Origin of the sequence: Candidatus Aegiribacteria sp. (genome assembly GCA_021108005.1) — a bacterium.
Lineage (GTDB): Bacteria > Fermentibacterota > Fermentibacteria > Fermentibacterales > JCC-6 > Aegiribacteria.
On the sequence record JAIORS010000128.1, the window covers coordinates 1 to 9878 of the forward strand.

General features: G+C 49.5%; 8 protein-coding genes and 1 tRNA gene. 7 read left to right on the forward strand and 2 right to left on the reverse strand.

From position 1 onward, the window contains the following. Position 1 precedes the first annotated feature (1 nt). Positions 2 to 76: transfer RNA gene (locus tag K8S15_07740), tRNA-Glu, on the reverse strand. 63 nt (positions 77 to 139) lie between these two features. Continuing rightward, positions 140 to 1639: a glutamate--tRNA ligase gene (gene gltX / locus K8S15_07745; GenBank protein MCD4775929.1), complete on the reverse strand. Its 1500-nt coding sequence runs from the start codon at positions 1637 to 1639 to the stop codon at positions 140 to 142. Positions 1640 to 1875: 236 nt separating this feature from the next. Here gltX and sucC point away from each other — a divergent pair, with 236 nt between their 5' ends. The 7 genes from sucC (at position 1876) to sppA (ending at position 9877) form a co-directional block, all read left to right on the forward strand. Further along, positions 1876 to 3024, forward strand: a complete 1149-nt coding sequence (gene sucC / locus K8S15_07750; GenBank protein ID MCD4775930.1) for an ADP-forming succinate--CoA ligase subunit beta — start codon at positions 1876 to 1878, stop codon at positions 3022 to 3024. Then, positions 3021 to 3896 carry a succinate--CoA ligase subunit alpha gene (gene sucD / locus K8S15_07755; protein ID MCD4775931.1) on the forward strand — a complete coding sequence of 292 codons (876 nt, stop codon included), beginning with the start codon at positions 3021 to 3023 and terminating at the stop codon, positions 3894 to 3896. Before sucC ends, sucD begins: the two co-directional genes overlap by 4 nt. Beyond that, positions 3893 to 4738: a fumarate hydratase gene (locus K8S15_07760; protein MCD4775932.1), complete on the forward strand. Its 846-nt coding sequence runs from the start codon at positions 3893 to 3895 to the stop codon at positions 4736 to 4738. The genes sucD and K8S15_07760 overlap by 4 nt, the downstream gene beginning before the upstream one ends. A 20-nt stretch (positions 4739 to 4758) precedes the next feature. After that, complete coding sequence (locus K8S15_07765) at positions 4759 to 5316, forward strand: Fe-S-containing hydro-lyase (protein ID MCD4775933.1); 558 nt, start codon at positions 4759 to 4761, stop codon at positions 5314 to 5316. Between the two features lie 38 nt (positions 5317 to 5354). Next, a complete protein-coding gene (locus K8S15_07770; GenBank protein ID MCD4775934.1) occupies positions 5355 to 6806 on the forward strand; it encodes an NADP-dependent malic enzyme in 1452 nt (483 codons plus the stop codon). A gap of 136 nt (positions 6807 to 6942) precedes the next feature. After that, complete coding sequence (locus K8S15_07775; protein MCD4775935.1) at positions 6943 to 7431, forward strand: hypothetical protein; 489 nt, start codon at positions 6943 to 6945, stop codon at positions 7429 to 7431. Positions 7432 to 7528: 97 nt separating this feature from the next. After that, positions 7529 to 9877, forward strand: a complete 2349-nt coding sequence (gene sppA / locus K8S15_07780) for a signal peptide peptidase SppA (protein ID MCD4775936.1) — start codon at positions 7529 to 7531, stop codon at positions 9875 to 9877. Position 9878: the final 1 nt, after the last annotated feature.

Here is a 9878-nt window from a genome sequence, read left to right on the forward strand (position 1 = left end):
ATGGCGCTCCCACGGGGAATCGAACCCCGGTTTCCGGCGTGAGAGGCCAGCGTCCTAGCCGCTAGACGATGGGAGCGCATTGATTACAGGCCGCAAATATCGGGTATGCAGGCCATTTGGTCAAGTCCGGAGGATACTTTCAGCTATTGTCGAACAGCGAGTTGTATTTCTTCTCCAGTTTTTTAAGCTTCTTTCCTGAGAGACTTCCCAGTTCTTCCATGGCACATCTGATTCTCATGCGGATTATATCGCTTCCCAGAATTTCCATCGTGTCGAAAAGAGGGGTTGAAACGGATTTGCCGCTGATAGCGATATACAAAGGCTGCGTAAGATATTTCAACTTGATGTCCAGCTTCTCGGAGAGGTTTTTGAAAAGAATGTAGATGCTCTCCTTGCTGAAACTGTCCAGCTTTTCCAGTTCCCAGAGAATTATCTGCAGGATTTCGCACGAGTGGGTTTCATCCATTTCCTTCATAAGCAATTCTTCCTTTGAGAGGGGAATTCTGCTATTGAAGAAGTGATTCGTCAGATCTCCCCAGTCCGAAAGGCGGTTCATTCTGCCCTTGCAGATTTCGAGAATCTTTTTAAAGTGATCTTTGTTAAGTCCCCACTCAACAAGCCTGTCAAGAAGTTCATTTGTCGAAAAATCCTCTCTTATATACCTGCCGTTGAGCCAGAGAAGCTTGTCAAGATCAAAAACCGGGCCTCCGAGGCTGATATCCTCAAGACTGAAATTTTCTATCATCTCCTGAAGGGAGAATTTTTCTCTGTCATCCGAAAGGTGCCAGCCCATCATCCCTAAATAATTCAGAAGGGCTTCCGGAAGAATGCCTGTCTTCCTGTACCAGTCTATGGATACGGGATTTTTCCGCTTGGAAAGCTTACTTTTATCCTTGTTGCGGAGAAGGGGAAGATGACAGAACACGGGCGGTTCCCATCCGAAGAACTCGTAAAGAAGGACATGCTTCGGCACCGAGTTAATCCACTCCTCTCCCCGTATGATATGGGAAATTTCCATAAGGTGATCGTCAACTACTACCGCGAGATGGTACGTTGGAAATCCGTCAGCTTTCATTATCACCTGGTCGTCAATGGATGTCCAGTCCTTCTCTATTTTTCCACGGAGCAGATCCTCAAACACGCACGTGCCCTCAAGGGGAACCTTCATTCTGACAGTGAATTCCTCACCGGCTTCAACTCTCTTCGTGGCTTCCTCGGGAGGGATGTCTCTGCACTTCCTGTCGTAGCCGCTGGACGCGCCGGCTTTCTGTCTTTCGTTTCGGACTTCAGCAAGACGTTCCCTGCTGCAGAAACAGGGATACGCATGACCCTCCGCAATCAACCTGTTGATGTATTCATGGTAGATTTCAAGCCTCTCGCTCTGTCTGTAAGGGCCGTGGGGCCCGCCGATTTCCGGGCCTTCATCCCAATCCAGGCCGAGCCATTTTAGGGAATCAATAATAGCTTTTTCCGATTCTCCTGTAGATCGATCTCTGTCGGTATCCTCGATTCGCAGAATAAAACTGCCATTGTTCTTCTTTGCCCAGACATATCCGAAAAGGGCCTGATAGGCTGTCCCCACGTGAGGATCCCCGGTTGGTGACGGGGCAAGTCTCGTTCTGATTTCTTTGTCTGTCATACAACCCTCTCAGCTGTTCTATGATATTCATTGATTACCGAATATAAACATCGGACTGTGCTTTGCAGTAACGGTCGTATTCTCAATTCGAAAAAAGAACTCCATGCAGCTTATAGAGGCCCTGGAAATAGCATCACTTGTACGACTAATGTGTATGTGATATTGTTTATGCTGATTATTTATGTAACGTGCGATTTCCTTTGGTTTTCGTCTTACAAAAAACAGTATGGAGGGTAATGAAACTCGAAGAATTTCAGGCAAAGAGATTGTTCATGGATTACGGTATCCCCGCACCTGAAGGAGTAATGGTAACCACGGCTGAGGAAGCCAGAAGCGCTGCCGAAAAAATCGGATGTCCGGTGGTTATCAAGGCGCAGGTTCAGGCAGGAGGCAGAGGTAAGGCAGGAGGAGTGAAACTTGCCGGAACGCCGGCGGAAGCCTACATGGCATCTGAATCCATACTTGGTATGGATATAAAGGGTTTTAAGGTTGAGAGGCTGCTTGTTGACCCGGCGGTATCCATATCAGGCGAGTACTACGTTGGCATCACAATTGACAGAAGGAAGAAACTCCCGGTTATGATGGTCTCCGCATCGGGCGGGATGGATATCGAGAAGGTGGCCGCGGAAACACCGGAGCTGATATTTTTCCAGGAGATCAATCCTGAGAGGGGGCTTCGTTCTTTCGAAGCGAAACAGCTTGCATTCAGATTGTTCAACGATAAGAAAAAGGCCATGGCGGCAGCTTCAATAATGGTGAAACTTTGGAAGTGTTTTCATGATGTTGATGCTTCTCTGGCAGAGATAAATCCCCTTGCTGAACTCAAGGACGGTTCAATCATCGCTCTTGATGCTAAGATAGTTCTTGATGACAATGCGATATTCAAGCATCCTGTGATGGAAGAACTGCGGCTCCCCACACCCTCAGAGAAAAAAGAACTCGACGCGAAAAGCCATGGATTGAGTTATGTGCAGCTTGAGGGAGAAATAGGCTGCATGGTCAATGGCGCGGGTCTGGCCATGGCAACCATGGATGTGATAAAGCATCTTGGAGGCACACCGGCCAATTTCCTCGACATTGGGGGAAGTTCAAGCCCTGAGAAAGTTATTCATGCAATGGAGCTTCTTGTCTCGGATGATAAAGTAACAGCCATATTCATAAATGTTTTTGGTGGTATTACCCGATGTGATGATGTCGCGAACGGCCTGGTTGCAGCACTTCAGGAAATCAAAACAGATCTTCCCCTTGTTGTTCGACTTACCGGAACCAACGAGGAGGAAGGAATCAAAATCCTTTCCGATTTTGGGATTACGGCAATGAAGGATATGACAAAGGGAGCCAGGGAAGCCATCCGTCTTGCGAAAGAGGGAGGGGGAAACTTATGAGCATACTTCTGGACAAGAATACCAGGGTAATGGTACAGGGTCTTGGCCGTGATGGATCTTTCCATGCGGAACAGATGGCACTGTACGGAACTAATGTGGTCGCGGGAGTTCACCCGGGAAAAGGCGGCAGCAGTTTTCAGGATTTCCCTGTATTCAACACCGCAAAGGAAGCAGTGAGGGAAACCGGAGCTGAATGTTCTGTTATTTTCGTTCCCGCCCCCTTCGCGGGCGATGCCATTCTTGCCGGAGCCAACGCTGGAATAAAGCTTGTTGTGGCAGTAAGTGAAGGTATACCGGTTCTTGACATGTCGAAAATTGTGAGGGAACTCGATGGGCTGGGCACAGGTCTTATCGGTCCTAACAGCCCCGGCCTGATTTCCCCTGACAAATCAAAGGTTGGAATCATGCCCGGAAGCATATTCAAGAGAGGTTCTGTGGGCGTAATTTCCAGAAGTGGAACTTTAACATACGAAGTTGTCAATCAGCTATCACTTGCCGGATACGGTCAGTCAACAGCGATAGGTATGGGAGGAGATCCCATAGTAGGAATGAAATACAACGATTACCTTGAACGTTTTGAGAATGACGCGGAAACGGAGCTGATAGTTATCGTCGGAGAGATAGGAGGAACGGACGAACAGGATGCGGCTGCCTTTGTTAAAAACGGTATCACCAAACCTGTGGTGGGCTATATAGTCGGCCGCAGCGCTCCTCCGGGAAAAAGGATGGGGCATGCGGGCGCTATCATCTCAGGCGCTGATAGTACCGTTGATGCAAAGGTTGCGGTTCTAAAAGAGAATGGCATACCTGTTGCGGATACTGTAGAGCAGATTGTTGATCTTGTTGGTGATGGATTGGGAGGAAAAAATTGAGAGAACTTGATGTTGCCAGGATAACGGAAGCGGTGAAGGACCTGAGCATCAGAACCAACATCTATCTTCCGGATGATGTGAAGAAGGCTCTCAGGGAATCACTTGAGAGGGAGGAATCCCCTATGGGGAAAGAGATCCTCCAGGTTATTCTTGATAATCATGATATCTCGGAAAAAGAGAAAATGCCCATATGCCAGGATACCGGAGTGGCTATCGTTTTCCTGGAGGTCGGACAGGAAGTGCATCTCGTCGGAGGTGCTCTGGAGGACGCAGTCAACGAAGGCGTGAGGCAGGGATACGGAGAGGGTTATCTCCGGAAATCGATGGTTGCGGATCCCGTCATTAAAAGGAAGAATACAACGGATAACACTCCGGCCGTTATCTACACAAGAATCGTTCCGGGGGATCAAGTTAAAATCGTCTTTGCCCCTAAAGGCGGCGGGGCTGAGAACATGAGCGAAGTACGCATGATGACGGCTGCCGACGGTATAGAAGGCGTGAAGAATTTCGTGGTTGACAGGGTTTCCAGATCGGGAGGCAATCCCTGCCCTCCGATAGTTGTGGGAGTAGGCCTGGGCGGCAGTTTTGAGAGATGCGCCATGCTTGCGAAGGAAGCTCTCATGAGAACGATAGGCGAACCAAATCCCGATCCGGTTTACGACGAGGTTGAAAAGGATCTTCTAAGGAGAATTAACAACCTGGGAATCGGACCGCAGGGGCTTGGCGGCAGGACCACAGCGCTGGCGGTGCATATAAAAATGGTTCCATGCCATATCGCTTCGATGCCGGTTGCGGTTAACATTCAGTGCCATGTCAGCAGACATGGCGAAACAATTATCTAGTAAGACAGGAGGAGAGCTAATTGAAAACGGTTGAATTGAGAACTCCCCTGGATGAAAAGCAGATATCAGAACTTGAATCCGGGGACAAGGTGTTCCTTTCCGGTGAGATATACACCGCTCGGGATGCTGCACACAAAAGGCTTGTTGCTCTGGTCGAGGAAGGAAAGGAACTTCCCTTTGATCTCCGGGGAGCAGTTATCTATTATGTAGGCCCTGCCCCCTCAAGACCGGGGCAGGTAATGAATTCCGCCGGCCCCACAACAAGTTACAGAATGGATGTATTTACTCCCCTTCTCCTTGAGCACGGACTGAAAGGCTCTATAGGAAAGGGACCCAGATCCATGGAAGTCCGGGATTCGATGGTAAAAAACAAAGGTATTTACTTTGCTGCCGTGGGAGGAGCCGCGGCTGGAATAGCTTCTTCAGTCAAGGAAGCAGAAGTTATTGCCTACGAAGATCTTGGCCCGGAAGCCGTAAGAAGGCTGATCGTTGAAAGGATGCCTCTGTTTGTGGTCAACGATACCAGGGGTAACGATCTGTTCGAGGCCGGAGTGGCAGAGTACCGTCGCGAGGAATAAATATTGTACAGTTTCACTACTGACAGGATGGTAAAATAATGAGTTTCGACCTGACACTGAATAACCTTGGCGACCTTTTTCCCGATAACTTTTCCGAGGAACAGATAGCTAAAGCGAAAACCGTTTTTCTGAAGGAACTTGCACACAGAACGCACAGCTTCTACAAGGGAAAGATGATGACCGTTCCCAAGGCAGGGCTGTACGGTTTCAACTGGTTCAACGTCTGGTATACTCCCGGCGTATCAAAGGTTTCAACTACCATTCGTGAAAACAACGAAGCCGCATACGAACTTTCGAACAAGGGTAATTTTATAGGAGTTGTCAGCGATTCCACAAGGGTTCTTGGGGATGGCGACTGTACTCCTCCTGGCGGTCTGGGCGTTATGGAAGGAAAAGCGTTCCTCATGAAATATCTCGGCGGGGTAGATGCAGTGGCACTGTGCATCGACAACCGGGATGAGGATGGGAAGCCGGATGCAGATAAAATCATCGACTTCGTTAAGATGGTTCAGCCAAGCTTCGGCGGAATAAATCTCGAGGATATCTCCCAGCCGAACTGTTTCAAGGTTCTGGATACACTCAGAGAGGAATGCGACATTCCCGTATGGCATGATGATGCTCAGGGAACCGGATGTGTTACACTTGCCGGGCTGCTTGGCGCGCTTGAAGTAGTCGGTAAAAAGCTGGAGGATGTCCGCATTGTATTCATTGGCGCAGGCGCTTCCAACACAACCATAGCCAGACTGATAATAACAGCGGGCGGCGATCCTGAAAAGATGGTTATGTTCGATTCAAAAGGCAGCCTTTCAAGCGACAGGGAAGACATCAGGGCCGATAAACGGTTCTACAGAAAATGGGAACTCTGCCAGGCCATGAATCCTGATAAGATACAGACCCATGCAGAAGCCTGCGCCGGAGCCGATGTTCTGATAGCAGTTTCAAGACCAGGCCCAGGGCTTATTCCCCATGAATGGATAAGATCCATGGGTCGAGATCCCATCGTATTCGCATGCGCCAATCCAGTCCCCGAGATCTACCCCTACGAAGCAAAAGAAGCTGGCGCCGCGATAGTCGCCACAGGGAGGGGAGATTTTCCTAACCAGGTTAATAATTCGCTTGGATTCCCAGGGATTCTGAAGGGTGCTTTGCTGGTGCGGGCAAAGAAGATCACGGATAACATGGCCGTTGCCGCGGCGAAATCTCTCTCTAATTTCGCCAGGAAAAAAGGATTCAGCCCGGATTACATTATTCCGACTATGGATGAAGCGGATGTTTTTCCGGAAGAAGCCGCCGATGTGGCCATGCAGGCCATAAAGGATGGTGTTGCTGGATTGATAAAAACAAGGGAACAGGTTCTGAAGGAAGCAAGATCAGACATTATGGAATCCAGAAACCTGGTTAACAGGCTTATGGAGGAAGGTTTCATAAAGGAACCGCCGATGGAACTCATTGAGGAAGCCGTAAAGCTGGCGGTTGATTCTGTAAGCTGATGCTACTGCGGGGGGCGGCGTTGCCGTCCCCCGGAACTGTAGGAGTGGTTTACTGGTTTTTCGCAGGTATGAGAGTAGATTCAATACGAAATGATCGCTTTGTGCAATACCGGTAAAAGCGCGGGAAAGGAAACAAATGAACGAAATTCTGATGACACGAAGAAGAAAGATTACCCGTTTCACCTGTCATGGGGTTCCGGCTAAACCGGGTACAGCAGGCCTGCTTTTTACCGCGCTTGGACAGAAGAAAATAAACGTTGTTCATATGTTCAATACGGAGCATGGAAGCGAAGAGGGAGATATATCCTTCAGCGTAGCCGAAGGCTGCTTTGAAAAGGCAAGTAAGGTTCTTGAGGACATCAAGGATGAAGTTGGAATAGAAGAAATCAGTGTACAACATGATCTGGCGATACTCAGCTTCGATCTTGAAGAGACGGTATGCGAAACGGTAATAGGAACCATGACCCTCGCATTGAGCGCACTTGCCAAAGAGCATATCGATGTCAAGCATATCGCTGCCAGCAGGAACAGGGTTTTTGTTGTTCTTGCGGACACGGAGGCTGATACCGCTTCCTACACGCTCAGCAGGGTTTTGAAGGAAGATCCCATTATACACCCCATCTGATTTGTACTCAGATTTCGCATACAGCCCTTTTTCATCCCGGTGAAACAAATATTCCATTTCTGGATACGGATAATTATCATCAGGAAAGGGGAAGAGCATGAGATTATTAAGCACTATATCAATTCTGTTTATTCTTGTATCGCTGGCGGGAGGGTACGACGCCCCCGGGCCGAAAGATGTATTCGACTGGGTTGCATATCCCGAGGCGGGAAATCCTGAACTTGTTAATCCCGCCGGGTTCAGTTTTATCAATAATCTGAGACTAAGATTGGGTATGGCTGCGTCCGACAGCGCTTTTGAGGGGTTCGACAGGGTTTCAATAGCATTTCCGGGCGCGGGCATTTCCGGATGGTGGGACGATGACGTCAGCATGAGGAAATTCAACCTTTCCTCCAGTACGAATATCCTTGAGAACATCGCGTCATTCGGCGTGGGTTACACATGGTTCGATCCTACAGTGAAAGCCAGCCCCTTCTCGGGAAAGAACTTCTACACTCTTGGCATGGTAGTCCGTCCCCTCGACTGGTTCAGCTTCGGTCTTGTGAGAAGAGGGGGAATGGATTTTCCCGGTGACAGTGATGTTGAAGCTGTCTACAGAGCAGGATTCGCGGTAAGACCGCTGGGCGAAGACATTACGATTGTAACCAACCTTGAAACCGGAACGGAGTTTGAGGACTACAAATTTTCAGCGGGTCTTGAAGTTCGCCCCATGGAAGGGTTTGCCATCAGAGCCGACGCGGGAGAGGACTATCTGAGTTTTGGAATGGAAGCCGGATTCGGGAGCGCGGGAATTTCCCTCGGAGCGATCAGTGACAACGATTATTCGTATCGCACTTCCCGGGCGGATATAACATTCAGCACAGGCCCCGGTCCCGATCTGCTCGGACCGTCGGGAATATTCATCCGCATCGATACCGATCAATTCGATGAACTCAGGCAGAGACCGTTCCTGGGCTCAGTCCAGCCATGTTTCACAGAAACAGCTCTTCTTCTGGACAGAATAGCTTCGGACAACTCGATCTCAGGGGTTATAGTCGATATAGAAGGATCGGCGGGTTCCCTGGCACAGGCTGAGGAGATAAGAAACCAGCTGCAGCGGATAAAGCAGTCCGGAAAGAAAGTCTACTTCTATATTGAAAGTGCCGGCAATGGAGGATACTATCTGGCTTCCTGCGGCAGCAGTATCTGGATGCACCCCTGCGGAAGAATTTCTTTCTCCGGTCTTGCGTCGGAGATGCTCTTCCTGAGGGAATTTCTTGACCGCATTGGCATCTATCCGGATCTTCAGCATATAGGTGAGTACAAGAGCGCGAGCGATATGTTTACACGGTCGGATATGTCAGACGCCCAGAGAAGAGCTACTTCCACCCTTCTGGAATCCTTCCAGCGTGAGCTTACGGCAGGAGTCGCCAACGGCACGGGTCTTGAACCGGCACAGCTACGTACTATCGTAGATACCGGTTCTTACACAGCTACAAGAGCCGTAGCAGCGGGAATGGTGAGAGGCATCTGCTATCAGGACCAGGTTGAGAACAAAATCGGAGAAGAACTGGGCAGGGATATCAATACGATCTCACTGGGGGCTTACGCCGCTTCCATCCCCGCGGATGATACCTGGGGGCCGGACAGGCATATCGCTGTAGTAGTGGCGTCAGGTTCTATAATGAGGGGAAAGAGCGGCTCGTCCTTCCCCTTCGGAAGAATTATGGGCAGTGAGACCGTATCCGATGTTCTTGAGGAAGCCGCGTCGCAACCTGGAGTTCAGGCGATTGTACTGAGAATAGATTCCCCGGGCGGGGACGCCCTTGCCAGCTCCGACATACATCATGCGGTTGAGAGAGCTCGAAGCAAAATTCCAGTAATCGTTTCAATGGGAGGCGTGGCAGGCTCCGGCGGTTATTACATGGCCTGCGGGGCTGACTGGATATTTGCCGACAGGATGACCTTAACAGGTTCCATTGGAATAATATCTGGCAAATTCTCCTTTGGCGGTTTGATGGAAAATCTCCGAATAAACGTTGAGGAAGTATCGACAAACCCTATGGCATCGATGTACAGCCCCTTCCGGCGGTACACTGACGGAGAGAGGGAAAGGTCATTCGAACTCATGGAGGACGGCTACAACGTATTCATTGAAACGGTGGCTGAAGGCAGGGATATGACCTTCGAAGAGGTAGATTCAATAGGCCGGGGCAGAATATGGTCCGGAACCGATGCACTCGAAATCGGAATAATTGACGAGTGCGGAGGAGTCGTTGACGCGATTTACTACGCTGCGGGGTTGACGGGGATGGATATCGATGAAATTCCCGATGTTCGAATTTATCCGACTCCGTCTTTTCCCGGAACGATGGAGTTACCGGGATTCGGAGTATCCGAAAGCCTTGTTGAGTTTCTGGGTTCCGATCAGGTTCTTTACCTGATGCAGCCGATAAGCATTGAATAAG

Bases quoted from the DNA above. Each gene is read 5' to 3' on its own strand.
- sucD (MCD4775931.1), top strand. From the start codon at position 3,021: ATGAGCATACTTCTGGACAAGAATACCAGGGTAATGGTACAGGGTCTT.
- K8S15_07770 (MCD4775934.1), top strand. From the start codon at position 5,355: ATGAGTTTCGACCTGACACTGAATAACCTTGGCGACCTTTTTCCCGAT.
- gltX (MCD4775929.1), bottom strand. From the start codon at position 1,639: ATGACAGACAAAGAAATCAGAACGAGACTTGCCCCGTCACCAACCGGG.
- sucC (MCD4775930.1), top strand. From the start codon at position 1,876: ATGAAACTCGAAGAATTTCAGGCAAAGAGATTGTTCATGGATTACGGT.
- sppA (MCD4775936.1), top strand. From the start codon at position 7,529: ATGAGATTATTAAGCACTATATCAATTCTGTTTATTCTTGTATCGCTG.
- K8S15_07775 (MCD4775935.1), top strand. From the start codon at position 6,943: ATGAACGAAATTCTGATGACACGAAGAAGAAAGATTACCCGTTTCACC.